Origin of the sequence: Chelatococcus caeni (genome assembly GCF_014196925.1) — a bacterium.
GTDB lineage: Bacteria > Pseudomonadota > Alphaproteobacteria > Rhizobiales > Beijerinckiaceae > Chelatococcus_A > Chelatococcus_A caeni.
The window spans coordinates 317324-343235 of the sequence record NZ_JACIEN010000005.1; the positions used below are offsets into that span (position 1 = coordinate 317324).

The 25912-nt window shown below is 68.9% G+C and carries 20 protein-coding genes; 2 read left to right on the top strand and 18 right to left on the bottom strand.

Features of this window, described 5'->3' with window-relative positions; genetic code table 11:
• Positions 1-12 precede the first annotated feature (12 nt).
• From GGR16_RS19740 to urtA, 10 genes are all read right to left on the bottom strand, one after another.
• On the bottom strand, positions 13-2289 hold the full coding sequence (locus GGR16_RS19740; RefSeq protein ID WP_183317716.1) for a sensor histidine kinase: 2277 nt from the start codon (positions 2287-2289) through the stop codon (positions 13-15).
• Positions 2290-2424: 135 nt separating this feature from the next.
• The gene (locus tag GGR16_RS19745) at positions 2425-3138 is read right to left on the bottom strand and encodes a response regulator (protein ID WP_183317717.1); all 714 of its coding nucleotides are present in this window, start codon (positions 3136-3138) and stop codon (positions 2425-2427) included.
• Positions 3135-4454: an ATP-binding response regulator gene (locus GGR16_RS19750; RefSeq protein WP_425486585.1), complete on the bottom strand. Its 1320-nt coding sequence runs from the start codon at positions 4452-4454 to the stop codon at positions 3135-3137. The genes GGR16_RS19745 and GGR16_RS19750 overlap by 4 nt, the downstream gene beginning before the upstream one ends.
• A 357-nt stretch (positions 4455-4811) precedes the next feature.
• Complete coding sequence (locus GGR16_RS19755) at positions 4812-5141, bottom strand: FmdB family zinc ribbon protein (protein WP_183317719.1); 330 nt, start codon at positions 5139-5141, stop codon at positions 4812-4814.
• Between the two features lie 7 nt (positions 5142-5148).
• Positions 5149-6378 carry a formamidase gene (fmdA, locus tag GGR16_RS19760; protein WP_183317720.1) on the bottom strand — a complete coding sequence of 410 codons (1230 nt, stop codon included), beginning with the start codon at positions 6376-6378 and terminating at the stop codon, positions 5149-5151.
• Between the two features lie 36 nt (positions 6379-6414).
• Positions 6415-7104 (bottom strand): urea ABC transporter ATP-binding subunit UrtE, encoded by a 690-nt coding sequence (gene urtE, locus GGR16_RS19765; protein WP_183317721.1) that lies wholly within the window; start codon positions 7102-7104, stop codon positions 6415-6417.
• Positions 7105-7114: 10 nt separating this feature from the next.
• On the bottom strand, positions 7115-7879 hold the full coding sequence (urtD, locus tag GGR16_RS19770) for an urea ABC transporter ATP-binding protein UrtD (RefSeq protein WP_183317722.1): 765 nt from the start codon (positions 7877-7879) through the stop codon (positions 7115-7117).
• Between the two features lie 14 nt (positions 7880-7893).
• On the bottom strand, positions 7894-9024 hold the full coding sequence (gene urtC, locus GGR16_RS19775; RefSeq protein ID WP_183317723.1) for an urea ABC transporter permease subunit UrtC: 1131 nt from the start codon (positions 9022-9024) through the stop codon (positions 7894-7896).
• 9 nt (positions 9025-9033) lie between these two features.
• Positions 9034-9960 (bottom strand): urea ABC transporter permease subunit UrtB, encoded by a 927-nt coding sequence (urtB, locus tag GGR16_RS19780; RefSeq protein ID WP_183317724.1) that lies wholly within the window; start codon positions 9958-9960, stop codon positions 9034-9036.
• Positions 9961-10218: 258 nt separating this feature from the next.
• Positions 10219-11418 (bottom strand): urea ABC transporter substrate-binding protein, encoded by a 1200-nt coding sequence (gene urtA, locus GGR16_RS19785; RefSeq protein ID WP_183317789.1) that lies wholly within the window; start codon positions 11416-11418, stop codon positions 10219-10221.
• Positions 11419-11828: 410 nt separating this feature from the next.
• On the opposite strand from urtA, the gene GGR16_RS19790 reads away from it, so the two are divergent.
• A complete protein-coding gene (locus GGR16_RS19790; protein WP_183317725.1) occupies positions 11829-15227 on the top strand; it encodes an ATP-binding protein in 3399 nt (1132 codons plus the stop codon).
• Positions 15224-16132: a response regulator transcription factor gene (locus GGR16_RS19795; protein ID WP_183317726.1), complete on the top strand. Its 909-nt coding sequence runs from the start codon at positions 15224-15226 to the stop codon at positions 16130-16132. Before GGR16_RS19790 ends, GGR16_RS19795 begins: the two co-directional genes overlap by 4 nt.
• A gap of 45 nt (positions 16133-16177) precedes the next feature.
• Here GGR16_RS19795 and GGR16_RS19800 read toward each other — a convergent pair whose 3' ends face one another.
• From GGR16_RS19800 to GGR16_RS19835, 8 genes are all read right to left on the bottom strand, one after another.
• Positions 16178-16606, bottom strand: a complete 429-nt coding sequence (locus tag GGR16_RS19800) for an organic hydroperoxide resistance protein (RefSeq protein ID WP_183317727.1) — start codon at positions 16604-16606, stop codon at positions 16178-16180.
• Between the two features lie 163 nt (positions 16607-16769).
• The gene (locus GGR16_RS19805) at positions 16770-17765 is read right to left on the bottom strand and encodes an FAD:protein FMN transferase (protein WP_183317728.1); all 996 of its coding nucleotides are present in this window, start codon (positions 17763-17765) and stop codon (positions 16770-16772) included.
• A 7-nt stretch (positions 17766-17772) separates the two neighbouring features.
• Positions 17773-18315: a nitrous oxide reductase accessory protein NosL gene (locus GGR16_RS19810; RefSeq protein ID WP_183317729.1), complete on the bottom strand. Its 543-nt coding sequence runs from the start codon at positions 18313-18315 to the stop codon at positions 17773-17775.
• A complete protein-coding gene (locus GGR16_RS19815) occupies positions 18312-19142 on the bottom strand; it encodes an ABC transporter permease (protein WP_183317730.1) in 831 nt (276 codons plus the stop codon). Before GGR16_RS19815 ends, GGR16_RS19810 begins: the two co-directional genes overlap by 4 nt.
• Complete coding sequence (locus GGR16_RS19820) at positions 19139-20056, bottom strand: ABC transporter ATP-binding protein (RefSeq protein ID WP_183317731.1); 918 nt, start codon at positions 20054-20056, stop codon at positions 19139-19141. Before GGR16_RS19820 ends, GGR16_RS19815 begins: the two co-directional genes overlap by 4 nt.
• Positions 20053-21450, bottom strand: a complete 1398-nt coding sequence (locus GGR16_RS19825) for a nitrous oxide reductase family maturation protein NosD (protein WP_019402779.1) — start codon at positions 21448-21450, stop codon at positions 20053-20055. Before GGR16_RS19825 ends, GGR16_RS19820 begins: the two co-directional genes overlap by 4 nt.
• A gap of 155 nt (positions 21451-21605) precedes the next feature.
• Entirely contained in the window at positions 21606-23567 is a 1962-nt protein-coding gene (nosZ, locus tag GGR16_RS19830; protein ID WP_183317732.1) for a TAT-dependent nitrous-oxide reductase, read from the bottom strand.
• Positions 23568-23584: 17 nt separating this feature from the next.
• Positions 23585-25873, bottom strand: coding sequence for a NosR/NirI family protein (locus GGR16_RS19835; RefSeq protein ID WP_183317733.1), 2289 nt, complete (start codon positions 25871-25873; stop codon positions 23585-23587).
• Between the last annotated feature and the right edge of the window lie 39 nt (positions 25874-25912).

The following is a 25912-nucleotide window of genomic DNA, read 5'->3' on the forward strand; positions in this document are numbered from 1 at the left end:
TTCTCCCCCTCTTCAGAGCGCCGCCAGGGCTTCGGCCCGTGCTTCGCCGGCGAGCTGCTTCGGCATCTCGATGCGGAAGGCGGTGCCGACGCCCGGGCGGCTCTCCACGTCGATGCGGCCCTGCAGCTTGTTGGTGACGAGGTTGTAGACGATGTGGAGCCCGAGCCCGGTGCTGCCCCGGTGGCGGGCGGTGGTGAAGAAGGGATCGAAGATGCGCCCGAGATGCTGCGGCGCGATGCCCTTGCCGTCGTCGCGCACCGTGAGTCGCAACTGGTCGGGGGCCTCCTCCACGGCGATGGTGATGCGCCCGCTCTCGCCCTCGTCATAGGCGTGCAGGGCGGCGTTGATGACGAGATTGGTCAGCACCTGAGCGAGCGCCCCCGGATAGGTGGCGACCTGCAGCCGGGCCGGACAGTCGATGGCGACCGCGTGCCGTGTCTTGCGCAGCAGCGGCCCGAGGCTGCGGATCACGTCCTCGAGCCAGCCCTTCATCTCGAACCGGCGCGGCTCGTCGCTGACCTGGTCGACCGCGACCTGCTTGAAGCTGTGCACGAGGTCGCTCGCCCGGCCGAGATTGTCGAAGAGCAGGCGCGAGCCCTCCTTCATCCGGTCCAGGAAATGGGCAAGGCGCGAGCGCGCGAGCTGGTTGCCATCGAGCGCCCGCTCGAATTCCTGCGCCTCGTCGCCCAGCAGCGTGGCGGTGGTCAGCGCGATGCCGAGCGGGGTATTGATCTCGTGGGCGACGCCGGCGACGAGCTGGCCGAGGGAAGCGAGCTTCTCCGCCTGGATGAGGTCCGCCTGCGTCTGCCGCAGCTCGGCCAGCGTCTCGTCGGTCCGTTCCTTCGCATGGCGCAGGTCGCGCTCGCGCCGGCTGATCTCGGTGACGAAGACATTGGCTGCCCGCGCCATGTCGCCGAGCTCGTCGCGGCGGTCGGATTCGGCGATGCGGCCGGCGAGCGGGTCGGCGGCGAGCGCCAGCATGCTGCCCTGCAGCCGGCGGAGCGGCATGGTGATCGACCGGGCGGCCGCGAAGGCGGCCATCGAGCCGAACAGGAGGCCGATGGTGGCGCCGATGACGAGCACGTGGCCGATGAAGGCGCCGAGCCAGTCGGCATCGCCCGTGAAGAGGTCGTTGAGCGAGCGCGCCTTGGCCACCATGGCCGACGCCGTCCGGTCCATGTCGGCGATCATCGCGTTCTGCTTGCGGATGCCTTCGATGGTGGTGCCGAGCCGCTCGCGCCACTCGGTGATGGCATCGATCATGTCGGTCTGGATGAGGGGCGAGATCGGCAGGGCGGCGGCGATGTTGGCGAGCTCGCCGCTGCGCGCCAGCTTGCGCTCGGCGACGTCGGCATCGCGGCGGGTGAGCGCCTCGTGCGTTTCCTGGCCGAGCTTGAGCGTGGAGACGGCGACGTTCTGGGTGGCCTGCTCGGTCTCGTTGGCCTCGACGGAATAGGTGAGGAGCTGGGCCACCTCCTCCTGCAGGGCACGCTGGGCCGTCACCTCGATCTTGAGCAGGCGGTCGCACCAGGCGAGCAGGCGCTCGGCGACCGTGCCGGTCTCCGCAGGCCCCGCCGCAGCCGCCGCGCGGGCGAGGTTGCCGAGTTCGAGCGCCGCGCCGCCGCGCCCGGCGCCCAGCGCCTCGGCGAGGCCGCTCGCGGCATGGCGCATCTGCGCCACGGCGAAGCCATGGTCATGCCCGTCGGAATGCTGCAACGCCGTCTGCAGGCCCCACAGGGTGGCGCGCAGCTGATAGGCCCGGTCGACGATGTCGCGCAGGCGCCGCAGCTGCTGATCCTTCTCGGTCAGCGTCGTGATGATGTCGGCGTTGGAGGCGTGCTGCCGGGCGCGCGCCTCGTCGGCGAGGTTGACCAGCCTCGCGGCGCGCAGCGACATCTCGGCGATGAGCCGGTCGTTCACCGTCGTCACGGCGATATATTCGTCCATGCGGGCGACATAGCGGGCGAGTGTGTCCTGCAGGCTCGCCACCTCGCGCCGCTGCGCCTGGGTGCGTGCGAGCGGGCCGAGCGAGGCGAGCTGCACCTGTGCGCTCGCCGCCTGCTCGCGGAAGCGCTCCGTGTGCGGGTCGCGCTCGGCCGGATTGGCGCTCACGTAATCGTCGCGGATGGTCATGGCGACCAGGAGATCGCGATAGATGGCGCCCGCGAGGACCGCACCGCTGCGGGCGCGTTCGGCCTCGCTCAGCAGCAGCCAGGCGGCCACGGCGATGCCGGCGGCAATCGCGATGGGAATGCCGCCGACGAGCATGATCTTGTCCCTGATCCGCATGACCCCTCCGACGGACTGGCGGGCATCCTGCCCGCCCGCCGTTGCGGGGCTTTTGCGTCGCCGGCCGCGGTTGCGCCGTTTCTTTTCAGGCGTGACATGATGTTTCGTCCCGGGGCCGGGCACGAAACGAGAAGGCTATTCGCCGTCCGGCTCGAAGGCGTAGCCGAGACCGCGCACGGTGCGGATGAAGCGCGGGTTGCCCGGGTCGGGCTCGATCTTGCGGCGGATGCGGGTGATGCGCACGTCGATGGCGCGGTCGAACGCCTCGGCGTCGCGCGCATCGGCGACATCGAGCAGATATTCGCGCGACAAGACGCGGCGCGGATGATCGGCGAAGGCCTTGAGCAGCAGGAATTCAGACTTGGTCAGCGGCTGCGTCTGCCCATCCTCGTCGCGCAGGCGGTGCGTGTCGATGTCGAGCCACTTGGTGCCGAAGCGGACGCTGCGTCCGGCCGCAGGCTGGGAGGGGGCGACGCGCGTGCTGCGGCGCAGGACCGAGCGGATGCGCGCGACGAGCTCGCGCAGCTCGCAGGGCTTGGCGAGATAGTCGTCGGCGCCGAGCTCGAGCCCGACGATCCGGTCGATGGCGCTCGCGGTGGCGGTGAGCATGATGACCGGCACGTCGCTCGCCGCCTTGAGCTGGCGCACCACCGACAGCCCGTCCTCGCCCGGCATGTTGAGGTCGAGCACCACGAGGTCCGGCTGCTGCCTGGCCATGAAATGGCGCAGGCTGGTGGCGCCGTCGCACAGGGTCACGGCAAAGCCGTGCAGGCGCAGGTAGTCGCCCACCATCTCACGGGTGGCCGGCTCGTCGTCGACCACCGCGATGTGCGGCCCCGTGTTCGTCATGGCGCGTCGTCACCGTCGTCGAGGGGCAGAAGGAGGCTGAAGGTGGCGCCACGGTCCGGGCCATGGCTGCGGGCGGTCACCGTGCCGCCGTGCAGCTCGGCGATGCGGCGGGTGATGAAGAGGCCGAGGCCCGTCGCGCTCTCGCCGCCCGTCGGCTGGGCCGAGAGGCGCTGGAAGCGGCCGAAGAGGCGCAACTCGTCCTCGGCCGACAGGCCCGGCCCCTCGTCGCGCACGTGGCAGACGGCGCGGCCGGGCTCGCGCACGAGCGACAGCGTGATGTTCGTGCCCCCGGGGCTGTACTTGACGGCATTGGAGACGAGGTTGTCGAGCGCCTCGCGCAGGCGGTCGGCATCGCCCGTGAACATGAGGCGCTCCGGCGCTTCCACGGTGAGCCGCTGGCCCTTGCGCTCGGCGAGGACGCGGTTGCTGGTGGCGACGTCGGCAACGAGTGCGGCAAGGTCGGCCGGGCCACGGCGCAGCGTGATGTCGAGGGCATCGCCCATGGCGTCGGCGATGAGCGCGTCGATCATGCGGCCCATGTGGCGGGCGGAGCTGCGCACGTGCTCCACCTGCGCGCGGATGGCCTCGCGCGGCGGCGGCTCCTGGCGTACGAGGTCGTCGAGGATCTCCATCCGCCCGAGGATGATGCCGAGCGGGTTCTTGAGGTCGTGCGCGATGGTGCCGAGCATCTCGGACTTCAGGCGGTTGGCCCGGGCGAGCTCGGCGCCGCGGGCGGCAAGGCGTTCGTTGGCCTCGCGCAGGCTGGCGGTACGCTCGGCGACACGCTGCTCGAGCAGGGCGTTCCCTTCTGCGAGCTGGCGGTGCGCCACCTCGAGGCGCTCCAGCTGGGCGTAGCTGCGCAGGGCGGCCGTCAGCGTGGTGAAGAGCCGGTCGGCGGTGAGCTCGGTCTTCGCCTTGTAGTCGTTGATGTCGTGGTCGATGACGATGCGGCGCTCCGGCGCCTGGCCGGGCTGGCCGGTGCGCAGGATGATGCGCACGGTCTCGTTGCCGAGGTCGCGGCGGATGAAATCGACGAGGCCCAGGCCCGCGTCGTCGCTCTCCATGACGACGTCGAGCAGGATCACCGCGATATCCGGCCGCTCGGCGACGAGCCGGCGGCCGTCGGCGGCCGAGCCGGCAGTGAGGATCTCGAGGCCGCGCCCGTCGAGCCGGTAATCCCGCAGGGCAAAGCGCGTCGCCTCGTGCACGGCCCAGTCGTCGTCGATGACGGCAACCGTCCATGGTCGCGCCCCGCCGGCCTCTTCATCCTGAGGCATATCATCGGTGAGGTAGAAAAGATCGCTCTCGTCCACCAGCACGCCTCGCTCCCGCCCGGCGGTAAGACTAGCACGATCATGCGCCTGCAACATCCGCAGCCCTGCCGAAATGCATGGCAGACGCGTGGCGGACACCCGCGCGGCAGCAACCGCCGGAGCGGACGGCAGGTGGCGATCTCCTTGTTTTCAGGAGCGTTATGCCGGTGCGGCGACACGCGGCCTGGCCGGACAATAATCGCCAATTTTCATAAAATTTTATTGAGATGAACTCTTCGACAAGCCAGACCGGGGCTGCAGAAATAGCCAGCTCTCCAGCTCCCGGCGGTTTCTGCGACCGGTGAACAATGGGTAGGACACGCGTCCCCCCATCGTTTGCGTCATAAGCTACGCCGCCGCTCAGTGGCTGATCATCCACGGTCGCGCCGTCGGGAAGCTCTTGGCGCCGCCCTTTGTCGTGACACTGCGTCGTCGCAGGCCGCCGGAGCAGCAGCTGCAGCCGGCGCCGTGGCCGGCTGCGCTGCGGCGCGGTTCGTGCCGGCTGCGCTCGTTCGTGGCGATGGCCGCGCGCCGCTGTGGATCCATCCCCGCCACGGTCGGCGCTGTGACGAAGGCGCGCGGCGCCTCGCCGCCGCAGGCCGGGCAGGCGCACGGCTCGCGCCAGGCGTCCATGGGGCGGAAGGCGGTGAAGACGCCGCAATCCACACATTCATAGTCGTAGACCGGCATGGGCGCCTCACAGGTCCGGCGCGAGCGGCACGTCGATGTCGCCCGTGATCATCTTCTGCGGGCCGGCATTGCCGGGGTTGATGTCGAAGTCGAAGATCTCGGTCGGCAGCCACAATGTGGCGCAGGCGTTGGGGATGTCGACGACGCCCGAGATGTGGCCCTGCACCGGCGCGGTGCCGAGGATGGCGTAGGCCTGGGCGGGCGTGTAGCCGAACTTGGTCAGGTAGTTGATGGCGTTGAGGCACGCCTGCCGGTAGGCGACGTGCACGTCGAGATAGTGCTGGCCGCCCCATTCATCGACCGAGATGCCCTCGAAGATGAGGTAGTCGCGGTAGTTGGGCGTGATCGGGCTCGGCTTGAAGATGGGATTCCGGATGCCGTATTTGGCGACGCCGTCCTTGATGATGTCGACCTTGAGGTGCAGCCAGCCGGCCATCTCGATGGCGCCGCAGAAGGTGATCTCGCCGTCGCCCTGGCTGAAGTGCAGGTCGCCCATGGAGAGGCCGGCCCCCGGCACATAGACGGGGAAGTAGATCTTCGAGCCGCGCGACAGGTCCTTGATGTCGCAATTGCCGCCGTGCTCGCGCGGCGGCACCGTGCGCGCGCCGGTGGCGGCGGCTGTGGCCTTCGCCTCGCCCGCGAGGCGGCCCATGTGGGCGGTGGCGGCGAACGGCGGGTTGGCGAGCGGCGGCACCCGTGTCGGGTTGGTGGCGATGAAGTCGACCTCGCGCCGGTTCCAAGTCTCCAGCAGCTTATGGTCGGGCAGGCAGCCGATGAGGCCGGGATGGATGAGGCCGGCGAAGCTCACGCCGGGCACGTGCCGGGAGCGCGTGAACATGCCCTCGATGTCCCAGATCGACTTCTGCGCCTGCGGGAAATGATCGGTCAGGAAGCCGCCGCCGTTCTTCTTGGAGAAGAAGCCGTTGAAGCCCCACAGGCTCTCCGGCTTGGCGCCGACGTCGAGGAGGTCGACGACGAGGAGGTCGCCGGGCTCGGCACCTTCAACGCCGATGGGGCCGGAGAGGAAGTGCACGATGGAGAGGTCGATGTCGCGCACGTCTTCGGCGGAATCGTTGTTCTTGATGAAGCCGCCGGTCCAGTCGTAGGTCTCGATGACGAAATCCTCGCCCGGCTTCACCCACGCCACCATCGGAATGTCCGGATGCCAGCGGTTGTGGACCATGTCGTTCTCGTAGGGCGACTGGGTGAGGTCTACCTTGATGATGGTTTCGGGCATGTTCGCTCCTCCGGGGAAAGTTCTGCGGGGGTTTCGTCAGACCGACAGGAAGCTCGCGATCTTCGCCTCGTCGACGGCGGCGCGGGCGTCCTCGTGCACGATCTCGCCGTTCTCGATGACGAGGACGCGGTCGGCGATGTCGAGGGCGAAGCTCAGCACCTGTTCCGAGACGAAGATGGAGAGGCCGCGCTCGTCGCGGATGCGCTTCAGGGCCCGGCCCATGTCGCGGATGATCGAGGGCTGGATGCCCTCCGTCGGCTCGTCGAGCAGCAGCACCTTGGGATCGGTGGCGAGCGCGCGGGCGATGGCGAGCTGCTGCTGCTGCCCGCCCGAGAGATTGCCGCCGCGCCGCTGCTTCATGTCGAGGAGGACGGGGAAGAGTTCATAGATGTCTTCCGGCACGCGCCGCCGGCCCGAGACGGCGAGCCCCGTCTCGATGTTCTCCTCCACCGTCATGGTCGAGAAGATCATGCGCCCCTGCGGCACATAGGCGATGCCGCGCGCCACCCGCTCATAGCTTTCGAGCCCGGTGACCTCGGCCTCGCCCACGCTGATGCGGCCGCTCCTTGCCGGCACGATGCCCATCAGCGCCTTCATCAGCGTCGTCTTGCCCATGCCGTTGCGGCCGAGGATGGCGACGATCTCGTTCGGCCTCACGGAGAAGCCGAGGCCGTGCAGCACCTCGCTCTCCCCGTAGGCGACGCGCAGTGCGGATACGTCGAGCATCGGCGCCTCCTCAATGTCCGAGATAGACTTCGACGACCTTGGGGTCGTTCTTGACGCGCTCCATGCTGCCTTCGGACAGCACCTTGCCCTGGTGCAGCACGGTGACCCGGTGGGCGATGTCCTCGACGAACTTCATGTCGTGCTCGATGACGATGACCGAGCGGCCGACGATGATCTTGTGCAGGAGCTCGGCCGTCTTGCGCCGCTCGGCGACGCTCATGCCCGCCACCGGCTCGTCGAGCATGAGGAGCTCGGGATCCTGGATCAGCAGCATGCCGATCTCGAGCCACTGCTTCTGGCCGTGGCTGAGAAAGGCGGCCCGCTCGGCGAGGTGGTCCTTAAGGAAGATCATCTCGGCGATCTCCTCGATGCGCTCGCTGACGGCGGCATCGCGCCGGAAGGCGAGGGCGCCGAAGACGGAGCGGCCGCGCGGAAAGGAGATTTCGAGGTTCTCGAAGACCGTCAGGTCCTCGTAGATTGATGGAGTCTGGAACTTGCGGCCGACGCCGGCCTCCACGATGCGGTTCTCGCTGAGCCGCGTCAACTCGATGTCCCTGAAGCGGATCGAGCCGGCGGTCGCCTTCGTGCGGCCGCAGATGAGGTCGAGCACCGTCGTCTTGCCGGCGCCGTTCGGGCCGATGATGACGCGGATCTCGTTTTTGTCGACGTAGAACGACAGGTCGTTCACCGCCTTGAAGCCGTCGAAGGAGACGGTGAGACCCTCGACCGAGAGCAGGAAATCGGGTGCCGCGGCATCGCGGGCGATGGTGTGCATGGGGGTGTCCCTCCTCATTCGGCCGGCGCGCCGGCCGGCACCGTGCCCCCGAGCGCGGGGCGGGCACGGCGCAGCAGGCGGGACAGCCTCGGCGCAATGGTGTCCGCGTAGATGCCGGCGAGGCCGTTCGGGAAGGCGAGCACGACGGCGATGAAGAGGCCGCCGAGGCCGAGCAGCCACAGTTCCGGGAAGCTCTCGGAAAAGCTCGTCTTAGCCCAGTTGACGAGGAGCGTGCCGTAGACCGCGCCGAGGATGGAGAGGCGCCCGCCGACGGCCGTGTAGATGACCATCTCGATGGAGGGCACGATGCCGACGAAGGACGGCGACATGAAGCCGACCTGCAGCGTGAACATCGCCCCGCCGATCGCCGACAGGGCGGCCGCCAGGCAGAAGACGAAGGTCTTGAAATTGGCGACGTTGTAGCCGGAGAAGCGCACCCGGTCCTCCTTGTCGCGCATGGCGACGAGGATGCGGCCGAGCTTCGACTGGCGCACGAAATAGGCGGCGGCGACGGCGGCGAGGAGGAGGCCGGCATTGACGAAATAGAGGACGTATTTCGCCTCGTCCGTGCGGATGTCCCAGCCCTTCAGCGTGCGCAGGTCCGTGATGCCGTTGATGCCGCCGGTGTAGCCCTGCTGGCCGACGATGAGGATGGTCAGGATCGCGGCGATCGCCTGGGTGATGATGGCGAAATAGACGCCGCCGACGCGCCGCTTGAACATCGCCGTGCCGATGAGGAAGGCGAAGGCCGTCGGCACCAGGACGACCGCGACGAGCGACAGCGTCAGGCTGTGGAACGGCTGCCAGAACCAGGGCAGCTCGGTGAGCTGGTTCCAGTCCATGAAGTCGGGGATGCCCGGCGTCGACTGGATCTTCGTCGCTTCCGGGCTCGATGCCTCGAGCTTCAGGAACATGGCCATCGCGTAGCCGCCGAGGCCGAAGAACATCCCCTGGCCGAGGCTGAGGATGCCGCCGTGGCCCCAGCACAGCACGAGGCCGATGGCGACGAAGGCGTAGGTGAGATACTTGCCGGCGAGATTGAGCCGGAAGATGTCGAGCCCGAGCGGCAGGACGATGAGGATGAGGGCCGCGAGGATCGCGATGCCGACGGCCTCGGAGGTCTTGAGAAAGCCGATGCGCTCCATCGCGTCACCTCAGCGGCGGATCTTGAGGACTAAGAGGCCCTGCGGCCGCAGCATCAGGATGCCGACGACGGCGAGCAGGGTGAGTACCTTGGCGGTCGAGCCGGACAGGAAGAACTCCATGGTCGACTGGGCCTGGGAGATGGTGAAGGCGGAGAAGATGGTGCCGACGAGGCTCTGGGCACCGCCGAAGACGACGACGAGGAAGGTGTCGACGATGTAGAGCTGGCCGGCCGTCGGCCCGGTCGAGCCGATCATGGTGAAGGCCGAGCCGGCGACGCCGGCGATGCCGCAGCCGATGCCGAAGGTGAGGCGGTCGACCTTGTGGGTGTTGATGCCGACCGCGCCCGCCATCACCCGGTTCTGCACCACCGCCCGCACCTGCTGCCCCCAGCGGGAGCGGAACATCATCAGGCCGACGACGAGGGTGATGACGAAGGTCAGGCTCATGACGAAGAGCCCGTTGATCTGCACCTCGATGACATCGGTCAGCGGCAGGGAGCCCATCATCCACGACGGCAGCTCGACGCCGACCTCGCGCGGGCCGAACACCGAGCGATAGACCTGCTGCAGGATCAGGCTGAGCCCCCAGGTGGCGAGCAGCGTGTCGAGCGGCCGCCGGTAGAGATGGCGGATGAGCGCCCATTCCACGGCGATGCCGAGCCCGCCGGAGGCGAGGAAGGCGAGCCCCATGGCCACGAAGAAGTAGATGGGGAAGAGGGAGGGAAGGACGTTCTGGAAGAACTGCGAGGTGAAATAGGTGACATAGGCCCCGAGGATCATGAACTCGCCGTGGGCCATGTTGATGACCCCCATCTGGCCGAAGATGATGGCAAGGCCGAGCGCCATCAGGACGAAGACGGAGAACAGGATGAGGCCGGCAAAGCCCTGCATGACGAAAATCGAGCCGAGCTCGCTCAGCGAGTAATCTGCGAACATCGACGTCTCCGGTGATTGGGCGACGGGTGGGGTAGGCGAGGGGCTGAGCCGAAGAAGGGCAGGACACGCGGGCGATCGGGCGGCCGGTGGCCCCTCTCCCCGCTTGCGGGGAAGGGGTGGGGTGAGGGGCAAGGCCGTCTTCACAAGGCCAGCCCGTGCCAAGGGCGGTGCCCTTCCCCCTCACCCTGCCCTCTCCGCGCAGGCGGGGAGAGGGTTCCACCGGCAACGCTCCAATCGCTGCCGTACCCGTGCTGCTCCTTACTGGTAGCCCTTCGGGAAGGGGTCGGGCTCCATCAGCTCGGCCGTCTCGTAGATCACCTCGTACTGGCCGTCCGCCTTGGCGCGGCCGACGCGTGTCTTCGACCACAGGTGATGGTTGTCGTGGATGCGCACGTAGCCTTCCGGCGCGGCGGTGAACTCGACGCCGGGCGAGGCGGCGGCCACCTTGTCGATGTCGAAGGAGCCGGCCTTCTCCACCGTCAGCTTCCACAGCCAGGGCCCGAGATAGGCGGCCTGCGTCACGTCGCCGATGACGGTCTTGTCGCCCCACATCTTCTTGAAATCGGAGACGAAGGACTTGTTGTTCGGGTTGTCGAGCGACTGGAAGTACTTCATGCAGGCATAGGCGCCGGCGATGTTCTCGCCGCCGATGCCGTCGATCTCGTCCTCGGTGACGGAGATCGTGACCAGCGTCTGCTTGGAGAGGTCGATGCCCGCCGCCTTGAGCTGCTTGTAGAAGGCGACGTTGGAGCCGCCGACGATGATGGCGTAGATGACGTCCGGCTTGGTCAGCTTGATCTTGTTGATGACGGAGTTGAACTGCGTGTGGCCGAGCGGGAAGTATTCCTCGCCCACCACCTTCGTCTTCAGCACGTTCTCGATGTGCTTGCGCGCGATCTTGTTGGAGGTGCGCGGCCAGATATAGTCGGAGCCGAGCAGGTAGAAGGTCTTGGCGCCCTTCTCCTTCGTCACCCAGTCGAGCCCGGCGATGATCTGCTGCGTCGCCTCCTGACCGGTGTAGATGACGTTCTTCGACTGCTCGAGCCCCTCGTAGAAGGTCGGGTAGTAGAGCATGCCGTTGTACTGCTCGAAGACCGGCAGCACCGCCTTGCGCGAGGCCGAGGTCCAGCAGCCGAAGACGGCGGCGCACTTGTCGTTGACGAGGAGCTTCTTGGCCTTCTCGGCGAAGGTCGGCCAGTCGCTCGCGCCGTCCTCCTGGATGAACTTGATCTTGCGGCCGAGGACGCCGCCCTCGGCGTTGATCTGGTCGATGGCGAGCTTCTCGGCCTGCACGGAGCCGGTCTCGCTGATGGCCATCGTGCCGGTGACGGAATGCAGGATACCGACGGTGACGCTGTCGTCGCTCACGGCAAGGCCCGTGGTGTTGACGGCGGCGGTTGCCGGCGCCGCGCCCCAGGCCACCCGCGGCAGGACGGCCGCGGCGGGCAGGGCCGCCATGCCGAGAAGCAGCTTGCGGCGCAGCGCCGAGGGAAGGGCGGGCATTTCGGTCGGTGGCGGTTTATGCGACATGGCTGCCTCGCAATTGATCGTGGAAGCGGCATGGCGGCGGCGCTGCGCGCCGGCCGGTCAGGCGGGGATTCCCTGGCGGGAGGAGGGCCGTTTCGCCCTCGTGGCCTTCACGGTCGAGGGCTTTGTGCGATGCAGCAATACGTAGAATGACGTATGGGCGGGCACCGCGCCCGGCCGCATCATCGCCGCTCACGAGGAGCGCAATGTCCGCAGAGACGCCGCCGGCGAGGGCTGAAGGGGAGCGCGCGAGGCCGTCCCGCGCATCCGGCACGATTGCTGCTTGTCGTGGCCGGACAGCACGGGGGCGGTGCCCGCCGCCCGCGCCGTAAGGGCCGGCCATGGCAGAAGCTCGGAAGATCGATCGCGTCCGCCGCCAGTACAACCAATGGGTGGCGAACCAGACGCTCGAGGATTATGCGCTGCGCTTCACCGCCATGGGCGCGCGCAAATGGTCGCCCGCGCGCGTCGCCAACACGGCGATCGGCGCCATCTCCTTCCTCGCGCTCGAGGCCATCGGCGGCGCCATCACGCTGAGCTACGGCGTCTCCAATGCGGTGGCGGCCATCCTCGCCGTCGGTGCCATCCTCTTCGCCACCGGCCTGCCGATCAGCTACTACGCCGCCAAATACGGCGTCGACATCGATCTCCTCACGCGTGGGGCGGGGTTCGGCTACATCGGCTCGACCATCACCTCGCTGATCTACGCCTCCTTCACCTTCATCTTCTTCGCGCTCGAAGCGGCCATCATGGCGGTGGCGCTGGAATTGTGCTTCGGCGTCCCGCAGGCGCTCGGCTATGTGGTGAGCGCGCTCGTCGTCATCCCGCTCGTCACCCACGGCATCACCTTCATCAGCCGCTTCCAGCTGTGGACGCAGCCGGTCTGGATCGCGCTCAACCTCCTGCCCTTCGTGGTCATCGCCGCCACCAGCGCCTCTTCCTTCGACGGCTGGCTCGCCTTCCCCGGCCGGCAGGGAACGCCCGAGGGCACCTTCGACCTGCTGCTCTTCGGCGCCGCCGCGGCGGTGACCTTCTCGCTCATCGCGCAGATCGGCGAACAGGTGGACTTTCTGCGCTTCCTGCCGCGCCAGCGGGCGGGACGGCGCCTGAGCTGGTGGCTCGCGCTCGTCAGCGCCGGGCCGGGCTGGGCCGTGCTCGGCGTCGCCAAGCTCATCGCGGGTTCCTTCCTCGCCTATTTCGCGCTGGTGCAGGGGGTGCCGATCGACAACGCGGCCGAGCCGGCGCAGATGTATCTTGCCGCCTTCCGCCATGCCGTCGGCACGCCCGAGGTGGCGCTCGCCCTGACCGGGCTGTTCGTCGTCGTGGCGCAGCTGAAGATCAACGTGACCAATGCCTATGCCGGCTCCATCGCGTGGTCGAACTTCTTCTCGCGGCTCACCCACAGCCATCCCGGCCGGGTCGTGTGGCTCGTCTTCAACGTGCTCGTCGCGCTCTTGCTCATGGAACTCGGCATCTACAAGGCGCTGGAGCGGATCCTCGCGCTCTATTCCAACGTCGCCATCGCCTGGCTCGGCGCGCTCGTCGCCGACCTCGTCGTCAACAAACCGCTCGGCCTCAGCCCGCCGCACATCGAGTTCAAGCGCGCCCATCTCTACGACGTCAACCCGGTCGGCGTCGGCGCCATGCTGCTGGCGACGCTCGCCTCCATCGTCGCCTCGACCGGGGCCGCCGGCGAGACGGCCCAGGCGCTCACCCCGTTCGTCACCCTCGCCGTCGCCTTCATCGCCGCCCCGGCCATCGCCTGGGCGACGGGCGGGCGCTACTACCTGGCGCGCGAGGCGCAGCACGACTGGAAGGGCGCCACCGCCATCCGCTGCTGCATCTGCGAGCACGCCTTCGAGGCCGAGGACATGGCGCGCTGCCCGGCCTATTCGGGGCCGATCTGCTCGCTGTGCTGCTCGCTTGATGCGCGCTGCCACGACCTGTGCAAGACCGGCGCGCGCCTTCCCGACCAGATCCTTGCCGGCCTCACGCGGGCCTTGCCCATGCGCATCGTGGCGCGGCTCAACTCGCGCCTCGGCCATTTCCTCGGCGTCTTCCTCGTCTCGTGCGTCCTGCTCGCGGTCGTCCTGGCGCTCGTCTATTTCCAGTCGCGCCTCGACTACATGGAGGAGCGCGCGATCATCGGCGCGATCCTGTGGAAGGTCTTCGCCATCCTCATCATCATCGTCGGCGTCACCGCCTGGCTCTTCGTGCTCGCCGCCGAGAGCCGGCGCGCCGCGCAGAAGGAGGCCGAGCGCCAGACGGAGCTGCTGATGCGCGAGATCGAGGCGCATGAGCGCACCGACGCCGAGTTGCAGCGCGCCAAGGAGGCGGCGGAGGCGGCCAATCTCGCCAAGAGCCGCTATGTCGTCGGGCTGAGCCACGAATTGCGCACGCCGCTCAACGCCATCTCCGGCTATGCCCAGCTCATCGAGCAGGACATGGACCTGAGCCCGCGCCGGCGCGGGCAGGTCGGCGTCATCCGGCGCAGCACCGAGCATCTCTCCGGCCTCATCGACGGGCTGCTCGACATCTCCAAGATCGAGGCCGGGCGCCTGCACCTCGAGCGCGAGGAGGTGCGCCTGCGGGAATTCCTCGACCAGCTCGTCGGCATGGTGCGGCTGCAGGCGCGCGCGAAGGGCATCGATTTCATCTTCGACTGCCCGGCCAACCTGCCCGAGGCGGTCTATACGGACGAGAAGCGGCTGCGGCAGATCCTGATCAACCTCGTCTCCAACGCCATCAAGTTCACCGAGCGCGGCCATGTCCGCCTGCGCGTGCACTACCGAAGCCCGGTGGCCGAGTTCGAGATCGAGGATACCGGCGTCGGCATCCGCCCCGAGGACATCGAGCGCATCTTCGAGCCCTTTGCGCGCGGCGCCCTGCCGCCGTCGAGCGCCGTGGCCGGCACAGGGCTCGGGCTCACCATCTCCAAGCTGCTCGCCGGCATCATGGGCGGGGCGATTACCGTCACGAGCGAGGTCGGCCGCGGCTCGACCTTCCGCGTCAAGCTGGTCCTGTCCGAGGTGTCGCAGCCGTCCTCGCGGCCGGCCGACGAGGAGCGCATCCGCGGCTACCGCGGCCCGCGCCTCACCGTCCTCGTCATCGACGACGACCCACCCCACCGCGACCTCGTCCATGAGATCCTGGCACCCCTCGGCTTCATCGTCCTGCAGGCGCCGGACGGGACGGCGGGCCTCGATCTCGCCGACCTGTGCCGGCCCGACGTCGTCCTCCTCGACATCGCCATGCCCGGCGGGCCGGACGGCTGGCAGGTGGCGCAGCAGCTGCGCGAGCGGGGCCTGACCGGGACGCGCATCATCATGATCTCGGCCAACGCGCTCGAGGCAAAGGCGGAGCGCTCGTTCTCGGCCGTGGTCGACGACGTGATGATGAAGCCGACCGACATCCGCCGGCTGCTCGACAAGATCCGCCGGCTGACCGGCATCGAATGGATCGAGGACGGAGAGGACAGCGCGCCGGAGCGGGATGAGGGCGCGGAGCCTCCGGTTCCGGCTCTGCCGGCCGATGTGGCCGGCGAGCTCGGCAGGCTGGCGCGCATCGGCCATGCGCGCGCTCTGCGCGACCTGCTCGGGAGGCTGGCCGCGGCGCATCCCGTCCATGCCCGGCTCGCGGCGCGGCTCACGCTGTTCGTCGACCGGTACGACTTTGATGGCCTCAGCGCTGCGCTCGCAGGCGCAGGCGGGCCTCTCAAGCGGGAGCGGCAGGAGACATGACGCGGGATGAAGGCCGCCGGGACGTGGTGCTCGTCGTCGATGATGCGCCGGAGAGCCTCGCCATGCTGGACGATCTCCTCAGCGAGGCCGGCTTCACGGCGCTCGTCGCCGTCAGCGGCGCCGCGGCGCTGTCGCTGGTCAAGGAGATCACCCCCGATCTCATCCTGCTCGATGCCGTCATGCCGGGCATGGACGGTTTCGAGACCTGCCGCGCCCTGAAGCGCGAGAGCCGCGCCGCCCATGTCCCCGTCATCTTCATGACCGGGCTGACCGAGACCGAGCATATCGTGGCCGGCTTTTCGGCCGGCGGCGTCGACTATGTGACGAAGCCGGTCCGGCGGGAGGAGCTCCTGGCCCGCATGCGCACCCATCTCGGCAACGCCCGGATCGCGTCGAGCGCCCGCGCCGCCCTCGATGCGAGCGGCCGCTTTCTCCTCGCCGTCGATGGAGCGGGCGATATCCTGTGGTCGACGCCGCAGGCCCGCCGCCTGCTGGAGGAGGCCCTCGGGGAGCCCGTCCTGCCGGCGGAGATCCGCGCCTGGCTGACGGCAACGCGGCGTGCCGACGGCCCGGCAACGATGGAGATCGCGCTGCCGGGCCGGCCCGAATGCCGCCTGTCCGTCGTCCGCGCCGGGGAGGGCAGCGAGACGCTCCTGAGGCTGAGCATGACCGAGGCCGCTTCGGCCGATGCGCTGCTGCGGCAGCGGTTCGCCCTGACGGCGCGGGAGGCGGAGGTGCTGCTGTGGGTGGCGCGCGGCAAGTCGAGCCGCGACGTTGGCGCCATCCTCGGCCTCAGCCCCCGCACCGTCGACAAGCACCTCGAGCAGATCTACGCCAAGCTCGGCGTCGAGAACCGCGCCTCGGCCGCGGCGGTGGCCGTCACCACCCTGAACGCGGCGTCGTAGCGGCGGGGCGCCTCTCCGTCACGGACGAAGAGGCGCCCCGGAACCTCAGACGACGGTGAGCCGCACGTCGACGTTGTTGCGGGTGGCGTTGGAATAGGGGCAGACCTCGTGCGCCTTGGCGACGAGCGCCTCGGCTGCGGCGCGCTCGACGCCGGGCAGCGAGACCTCGAGCGCGATGTCGAGGCCGAAGCCGCCTGCCGAGCGGGGCCCGATGCCGACCGTCGCCGTGACGGTGGCGTCGGCGGGGACCTTGGTGCCGCCGCCCTGGGAGGCGACGAACTTCATGGCCCCGAGGAAGCAGGCGGCATAGCCGGTGGCGAAGAGCTGCTCGGGATTGACGCCGTCGCCGCCGGCCCCGCCCAGCTCCTTCGGCGTGGTCAGCTTGACGTCGACGGCGCCGTCGAGCGTCGCCGAACGGCCGTCGCGGCCGCCGGTGGCGCGGGCGGAGGTGCGGTAGAGAACATTCACGGACATGGCAGTTTCCTTCTCGGAGGCGGCGCTCGGGGCGTCACAATCAGTCAATAATCGCACGCGATCAGATCGCGTGCGATATAAATGATGTAGTAGGATCGTGTTGTCAAGCGGCGGCAATGCACGCGGGCGCGGGGAGCGGGAGCAGCCGTGCGAGACGCCCGCTTCAGAGGTGAAGGGTTTCGGTGCCGGTCGTCGCCAGCACGGCGGCGGCTCCTGCTTCCTGCCGGATGCGGCGGATCTCCGCCGCGCCAAGAGAGCTGAAGCCCGTCGACAGGGCATCGGCCGTCGTCGCGTCCGGCGCGATGACGGAGAGGCTGTCGTAGCGACGTGGAGAGCGGCCGGTGCGTGGATCGATGAGGTGGTCGAAGCGCCCGGCGGCATCGAAGCGCAGGCCGTATCCGCCGGAGGTCGCGACGGCGCAGTCGTCGAGCGCCACTGTTTCGGTAATGCGGCCGGCGGCGTGGGGATCGGCGATGCCCGCGCGCCAGGCCGTCCCGTCGGGCCGCTGCCCGAAGGCGCGCGCCTCGCCCATGTCGACGAGGCTCGATGCGATGCCGCCGGCGCGCAGCAGCGCCACCACCCGGTCGGTGATCCAGCCCTGGGCGATGCCGTTCAGCGTCAGCGCCATGCCGGGGCGGGCGAAGGCGATGCGGTCGCGGTCGGCCATGACGTGCTGCAGGCCGACCTTTTGCAGGGTCTCGGCCAGGCGGTTCGCGGGCGGCCCGTCCGGGGCGGCCGCCTCTTGCGCAAAGTGGCGGGTATAGAGCTCCCACAGCGGCTGAACAGTGGGATCGAAGGCGCCTCCGGTCAGCGTATGGAAGCGCCGGCACTCCTCAACGACCGTGACGAGTTCCGGCGGCGGCGCCTCCAGCACCCCGCGCCGGTTGAGCGCGACGAGGGCGGAATCGTCCCGGTAGAGGCTGAAGAGCCCTTCGAGGCGGCGCACCTCCGCGACGGCCCGTGCGGCGAGCCGCTCGGCCGCGGTCCGGTCCCGATGGTGGATCCTGAGCGTCGCGACGGCGCCGAGCGCCGTTCCGCGCCAGACCACTACCTTGCCGTCCGCTGCGTGCGCCAGGGCGCCGCCGGTCGGCAGAAGCGCGAGGCCGGCGGCGGCGGCGCTGATGCCGATGAAGCGGCGGCGCGTCGGGACATTCGTCATGGCGGCCTCAGTGCAACGCGTGATTAAGAAGGGATCCGGTCTCAGCCGGCTCGCCGGAACCGAGCACGTAATCCTCGGGCACCTCGGCGAAAGTGACGACGCGCCCGCCGTTGTCGGCGGCGAAAGCCTCCGCGGCCGCTCGCTCGCCGAAGGGCACGACCTCCGCCGCCCCCATCCCGCCGCGCCGCGTGCTGTCGATGACGAAGAAGGCCTCGCGCGCCTCGACCCAGTTGCGTTCGCCCGGCTCCTCCCAGCTCGGTGCCTTGCCCATGTCGGAGACATAGATGGCAAGCACGTCCTTCGGCTCCTCGGGCAGCATGGTGAAGGCGAGGGCGTCGCGGGCGGAGGAGAACCAGACCGGGTGCAGCCGGCTGTCGAGGATGATCTGGCCCTTGGGCCCGGGGTGCTCGAGCACGTTCATGCCGCAATAGGCGCCGAGCGCCTCGCGCGTCAGGGCGTGGGGCGGCGGCGGGGCGGCGGCCTCCTCCTGCCGGCACCCGGCGACGGTGGCCATGGCGAGGACGAGGCCGACGGCCAGAAGGCGTTTCATAGTTCTCTCCGCGAGAAGGCGAGGGTGGCGAGCGCGAGCGGGGCAAGCGCCCAGGCGCCGAGGGCGCCGAGGAGCAGCGACGGGCTCACGGCGGCGGAGCCGGCAAGGCCCGCCATGCCGGCGAACTGGCTGACATTGGCGAAGCCCGTGAGGTTGAAGAGCCGGTAGGCATCCGTCGGGTTGGCGAGCAGGAGGGCGTTGAGCACCGGCCCGGTGACGGTGCGGCCCTGGTCCATAACCATCAGCCCGAGAAGGCCCATGTCGTAGATGAGCACGAAGACGAGCCACACGCCGACGGCGATGCCCGCGGCCGTGCCACGATCGCGGGAAGAGGCGCTGATGAGCTGGCCGATGGCAACGAAGGCCGCGCCGAGGAGGACCGAGGAGCCGATCATGGCGGCGAAGGCGAGCCAGCTCGTCGCGTCGATTTCCGCCCCGCTGGCAAGCAGCGCGGCCGCCGCCGCGCCGTAGCCGACGAAGGTCGCAAAGCCGAGCACGGCGACCTGGCCCGCGAACTTGCCGAGGATCACCTGCGAGCGGCCGACCGGATAGCTGAGGAGGAGCAGCATGGTGCCGCGCTCCACCTCGCCGACGACGGCGTCGTGCGCGATGAGAAGCGCGATGAGCGGCAGGAGGAAGATCGTCAGGCTCGACAGGCTGACGATGACGACATCGAGCGGCTGGGCGCCGGTCGCGCCGGAGGGCGCCGCCCCGAGGAAGGTGAGGGACAAGGCGAGGCCGGCGAGCAGCAGGGTCGTGGCCAGCACCCAGCGGTTGCGCAGCCCGTCCCGGATTTCCTTGCCGGCGATGATCAGGATCGTTCTCATGACCGCGTCTCCCCGGAGCGCAGGAAATGGGCGTAGAGCTCGTCGAGGCTCGGCGGCGTCACCTCGATGTCCTCGATCCGCGTCTCGTCGGCGAGGGCGCGGCGCACGACCTCGATCTTGCGCGCGTCGTCGACGGCGATCTCGACCGCATGGCCGTTGACGCGCTGCAGCGGGCCGAGATCGGCGAAGCGCCCCGCGAGCCCGTCGAGCCCGCCGGCTGCGGTGAGGCGCACGCGCACCGGCAGGCGGGCGAGCCGGCGCAATTCGGCGAGGGAGCCGTCCGCCACCATGGCGCCCCGGTTCATGATGACGACGCGCTCCGTCTCGCCTTCAAGCTCGGAGAGGGCATGCGACGAGAGCAGGATCGTCGCGCCCCGGCCGCGCAGCTCCTGCAGGATCTCATAGAAGCTCTGGCGCAGCGCCGGATCGAGCCCGGTCGTCGGCTCGTCGAGCAGCAGCACGCGCGGCGCGCCGATGAGGGCCTGGGCGAGGCCGAGGCGCTGGCGCATGCCCTTGGAGTAGGTGCCGACGCGGCGACCGCCGGCGGCGCCGAGGCCGACGCGCTCGAGCAGGGCGAGCGCCTCGCCGACCGGCTCGCCCTTGAGGCGGGCGTAGAAGGCGAGCGTCTCGCGCCCGGTCAGCGCCGAGTTGAAGGAGACGCTCTCGGGCAAAAAGCCGAGGCGCCGGCGGGCGGCGAAGGCGCCCGAGGCCGGGTCCTCGCCGAGCACGCGCACGCTGCCCGCGGTCGGCTGGATGAGGCCGAGCATCAGCTTCATCAGCGTCGTCTTGCCGGCGCCGTTGTGGCCGACGAGGGCGACGATCTCGCCTTCGTCGAGCGAGAACGAGACATCGCGCACCGCCTCGACGGTGCGGAAGCGCTTGCCAACGCCCGAGAGCGCGACGGTTGCGGTCATGACCGGTCTCCTTGCGGCAGGTGCGGCGGCGGCGCGGGCGGCGCCATCAGCGGCCGGCTGTCGACGACCCCGCCGGGGTAGAGGGCGGGAAACTGCGATTGCGCCCAGCGGATCACCTGCACGGCCGGGCTGTTGAGCAGCACCTTGGCCTGCGGCGCCGTCCACAGCACCCGGTCGACGATGCCGTTGGGCCGGTAGGCGGTGTCGGCGATGCCGTCGCCGTCGAGGTCGAAGGCGGGGTTGTCGCTCCAGTAGTTGCCGCGCCCGTCCTTCGACCAGTCGAGGAAACGGGTGCCGACATATTTCACCTGCGTGCGGTTGGCGATGAAGGCATTGCCCGTCATGGCATTGCCCTCGGACCCGGCGGTGAAGTGAATGCCGATCTCGCAGGCCTCGAAGCGGTTGCCCTCGAAGCGGTTGTTGTTGGCGTTGTAGATGAAGACGCATTTCTCCGGGCCGATGCGCGCAGCGCCGTCGGCCTCGCGCGCCTCCGCCCCGCCGGCCGGCAGGCTATGTTCGCCGGTGTCGGCGGAAAGGCCCGCATCGCGCCAGCGCGTCGCCGGCAGCATGCGCCCGCGCACGACATTGCCCGCGATCACCGAGCCGTTGGCGTAGTTGAAGAGGAGGCCGTGGTCGCGGTCGCCGTCGGAGAGATTGTCGCGCACGGAGAGCCGGTTGGAGAACATGATGGCGAAGCCGATGGCGTTGCCGCGCGAGATGTTGCCGGAGACCTCGCTGTTGTTGGTGTACATGTAGTGGACGCCGAAGCGCAGGTTGTGGAAGCGGTTGCCGCGGAAGACGTTGTCGCGGCTCGACATCACCATGATGCCGTCGCGGCCGAAGCTGATGTCGTTGCCGATGATCTTCGCCCCCGGTGCGTTCCACACCGAGACGCCGTTGCCCGCGTCGCTCGAGCGGCCGCTCGTCTGGCCGACGATGACGTTGTCCCGCACCAGCGCTCCGGCGGCGCCGTGCACATAGACGCCGAAGAGATTGTCCTCGATGCGGTTGTGCTCGACGAGCGCGCCGCCGGCGGCCGTGCGGGTGAGGAGGATGCCGGAATCGAGCGTCTCGAGGCTGCGCCCCGAGCCGCGCACGGTGAGCCCGCGCAAGGTGACGCCCGGCACCGTCACGGTGATGACGCTGCCCTCGCCGCTGCCCGCGACGGTCGCCGCATCCTGCCCGTCGAGCGTCACCGCCCGGCCGATGGTGACTGGCCCGCGATGGACGCCCGGCTGAAGGCGCAGGATGTCGCCGGGCTCAGCCCGGTCGAGCGCCGCCTGCAGCGCCTCGCCGGGAGAGACGACGATCTCCCCCGCCGTGGCGGCTGAGGACAGGCCGGCGGCAAGGGCCGCCGCCGGCAGGCTGCGCAGGATGGTCGCGAGCGCACACATCGCTCAAGGTCCTTCTGGAACGGGGGCGTGGTGGCCTTGCCCCCTCTCCCCGACGGAACGCGGGATTCCGGGTTCCGCCGTTGTCTGGGCAGGTCGGGCAAGCCCGGCCAGCCCGCGGGGAGAGGGGGATGAGGCCCCCCGGCCTCGTCTTCGGCTCAGGCGTTGCGCGGCTCCACGAACATCCGGCCCTTCATCTCCATGTGCATGGCGTGGCAGAACCAGCTGCAGTAGTACCAGTACACACCGGGCCGGTCGGCCGTGAAGGTGACGGAGGCCGTGGCGTGCGGCCCGACTTCCATGTTGATGCCGTAGTTGACGATGCAGAAGCCGTGCGTCAGGTCCTCGATCTCGTCGAGGTTGGTGACGAAGACCGTGACCTCGTCGCCCTGCTGCACCTGGAAGGTCTCAAGGCTGAAGGTCGGCGCCACCGACGTCATGTAGACGCGCACCTTGTTGCCGTCGCGCACGATCTTGGTGTCTTCCATCAGGTTGACGCCGTCGGCCGCCGCCTGCTTCACCGCATCGGCGAAGAGCGGGTCCTCCCGCTGCCACACGTGCACCGGGTTGACCTTGGAGCGGTGCACGATGGTCGCATCATGCGGCTCGGCGAAGCTCGGGCCGTCGTGGACGATGACCATGCGATCGCCCGAGATGTCGATGAGCTGATCGTTCTCCGGCTTCAGCGGGCCGACGTTGAGGTAGCGGTCCTTCGAGAATTTATTCAGCGATATCAGCCACTTGCCGTCCGCCTCCTTGGTCTGGCCCATGGAGGTGTGGTTGTGGCCGGGCTGGTAGTGGACGTCGAGCTTCTGGATGATCGGGTTGACCTTCTCACCCTTGTAGGCGCGCTTGGCGGCGTCGATGTTCCACTTGCAGACCTGGCTGTCGATGAACAGCGTCGTATAGGCGTTGCCCTTGCCGTCATAGGCCGTGTGCAGCGGTCCGAGGCCGAGCTCCGGCTCGGCGACGACGGTGTCGCGCGGCTTGATCTTGTCGTCGAACAGGTCGTCGAACCGGCGCACGTCGAAGACCGTGACGGTCGGCGAGAGCTTGCCGTTGGCGACGACATGGATGCCGTCGGGCGCCGTGTTGATGCCATGCGGGCTGTTGGAGACCGGGATATAGCGCGTGTAGGGCGAACCCTTGCGGCCGTCGATGACCGGCACGCCGCCCATTTCCTTGAAGTTGCCCTTCTTCACCGCCTCTTCGATGCGCGCAAGGTTGAAGACGACGATCCAGTCCTGCTCGTTCGCCATCATCTCGGGCAGGGTCACGCCCTCTTCCGAGTTGTAGCAGGTGGCGAAGGCGTACTTGCCCTGGTAGTCGGCATCGACGTTGTCGAGGTTGCCGTCGACCATCACCTGCCAGGCGACCTTCATGGTGTCGCCGTCGATGGCCGAGAAGATGGCGTGGTATTGCTTGTGGTCGTCGAGCACCTCGCCGGTGTTGGGGATCGGCGCGCGGTCTTCGCCATTGGCGAAGACATAGCCGGTGCGCGGATATTTCTGCACGCGCAGGCCGTGCACCGTGTGCTGGTTGGGCAGCTGGATGATCCTGTCGCACTTCATCACGTCGCAGCGGATGCGCGCGACGCGCGTGTTGGCCTTGTCGTTGACGAAGATGTAGCGCCCGTCATAGCTGCCGTCGGTGAACGACATGTGCGGGTGGTGCAGGTCGCCGTTGAGATAGGTCTTGAGGCCCTGCTTGGCGAGGAATTCGCGCGTCTCGGGCAGGAGGCCCTCGGTCAGCACCTTGAGGCTCTCGTTGGTCTGGCCCCAGCCGGTGGCGCTGCAGCGGTTGAACACCGGCACGCGCATCAGCTCGCGCATGGAGGGCAGGCCCACGATGCGCAGTTCGCCCGTCTGGCCGCTTGAGAAGAAGACGTAATATTCGTCGAGCTCGCCGGGATGCACCTCCGCCTTCTGGCCGGCGCGCGCGGCGGGGCGCGTCTGGGCCTCGGCAGGGCCGGCAAGGGGGCCGCCGAGCGTCGTCAGCGCGGCCGTTCCGCCGGCACCGGCGACGCCTGCCACCGCCGCGACGGAGGCGGTCGATCCGAGCAGCTGCCGCCGGCTGACGCCGGCCTTCGTTTCTACCGACTTCGTGTCTTCCTGTGCCATCAGAGCCTCCTTTTCGCTCATGAGGGGGCACCCGCCGTCTCGGCGGGCCGGGCCGCATCAGCCACGGCCTTGCCGTTGCGCGTGATGATCGGCTTGTTGGGGGCTTCACCCGCCGGGCGGGGTGCGTTCTGGGCCAGCCAGCGCTCGCGCTTGACGCGCACCTGGATCATGTGCGGGCAGTGCTGGTCGTCGTGGTAGAGTTCCTGGCAGTGCATGCAGTAGATGCACTCGTTGACGTTGATGTGCCCTTCGGGGTGGATCGCCTGCACCGGACATTCCTTGGCGCAGCGGTGGCAGGGCGAGCCGCATTCCGGCCAGCGCTTCAGCCATTCGAACATGCGGATGCGGCCGGGAATGGCGAGCGCCGCGCCGAGCGGGCACAGGTAGCGGCAGAAGAACCGCTCGACGAACAGGCCGATGGACAGGAGCGTCAGCGCATAGATGACGAAGGGCCATTCGCGCGCGAACTTGAGGATGATCGCGGTCTTGAACGGCTCGACCTCAGCCCATTGCTCCGCGAGCCCGACCGAATGCAGCGACAGGCCGAAGAGCACGAGGAAGATGATGTATTTCAGCGGCCACAGCCGCTCGTGCAGGCCCCAGGGCAGCGTCAGCTGCGGCACCTTGAAGAAGCGGGCGAGGTTGTTGGTCAGTTCCTGCAGGGCGCCGAAGGGGCACAGCCAGCCGCAGAACGGGCCCCGCCCCCAGAAGAGGAGCGCCGCCGCCACCGACGACCACAGGATGAAGACGAGCGGCGCGGCGAGGAAATATTCCCAGCTGAAGCCGGTGATCAGCGCATTGGTGAAGGTGATGACGTTGACCACCGACAGCTGGGCATTCATCCACCAGCCGAGCCAGAAGAGCGTGAAGGCGAGATAGCCGCGCCGCACCCAGGTGAAGAGCAGCGGCCGGGACACGAGCCAGTCCTGGAAGAAGAAGATCAGCGTCAGCACCCCGATGGCGACGGCGGCGATCGAGATGTTGACGGTGTTGTCGCGCCAGATGCGCTCCCACAGCGGCATGGCGAGCACGTCTTCCATGCCGGCCGGGAGGAGCGCTTCGCCCGCTGCCGGGATCGGGGCGGGCGCGGCGGCTGGCCGCTGCGTCGCAGGCGCCTCGGCGACGAGATAGCGCTCGGGCAGCCGGTAGGCGAGGTCGTAGGTGAGGAAGGCCTTGTCGCGGGCTCCGACCGGGCGCTGCACGAGGAGTTGCAGGTCCCATTCCTGCGCCGGATCGAAGGGGAAGTGCTCGGGCACGACGAAGAGCGCGATCTCGGGCAGGTCCGGCGCTCCTTCGGCCGCAAGGTCGCCGAGGCGCGTGTGGTTGCGATCGCGGAAGCGCGTCGTGCTGCCGTCCTGCACCAGCTCGATGCGGTCGAAGATACCGCCGCGGACATAGCCGGAGCCCTTGAAGGAATAGGCGCCTTCGCCCGCGACGAGGAGGGCGTGCTGTCCGGGCGCGAGCCGCTTCGTCAGGCGCTCGTAGCCTTCATCGCCGAGGAGGCTGCGGCCGATCGTCGGCACCGAGACGGGCGCGGCATAGAGGTCGATGAAGAGGTCCTCGTTCTCCCCTTCCGCATGGGCCGCGGCTTCCGGCTGGCCAGCCTTGGCGAAGGCCTCGTTCACCTCGCCGACGGACAGGTTGAGGCGCCGCACGGAGCCGTCGCCGACGAGGTCCTCCCAGCTACGGATCTCGCTCACGGACATGTCGATGGCGCGCGCCGCCGGCGCTGCGACCGGCGCGGCATCGGTGCCTCCGCCGAGGCGACCGCTGCGCACGAGGCCGACGGCCGAGCGCACGACGCTGTCGCCCATGACGAGGACCGTGACGGTGGCGCCGCTGACGATGTCGACCTGCGGCGGACGCTCGGCACCACGCGCCACGGCGGCCATGTCCTTGCCGATGAGGCTGTTGACGGCGGCGACGATGCGCGCTTCCGGGATGCCGATGAGGACGATCGGCTCCTTGTGGTCGACGAGCCTGATCGACCGCACGACGCCGCTCGTCTCGATGCCCACGAGCATCTTGATGGGCTTGCCGGAATAGCCGACGGCATTGGCGAAGTCGGAATTGAGATAGACGAAGCCGAGCCGCTCCTCGCCGCGCATCACCGGCGCGATCGGCGGCTCCCCCTGGGGCGGGCCAAAGCGCTCCGCCTGTGGAAAAATGTCCTGCGGGGCGACCCTGCCGAGGTAGCGGTCAAGCTCGCCCGCCGCCGCCGGCTGCCCCACCGCGGCGAGGAGGAGGCACGCCGCGACGAGAAGCGGCACGGCCAGGAAGGCGAAGGGGCTGCGGCAGTTCATCATGTCCCGTCAGGATCGTCGCCTGCCCACGAGTTGGGCACG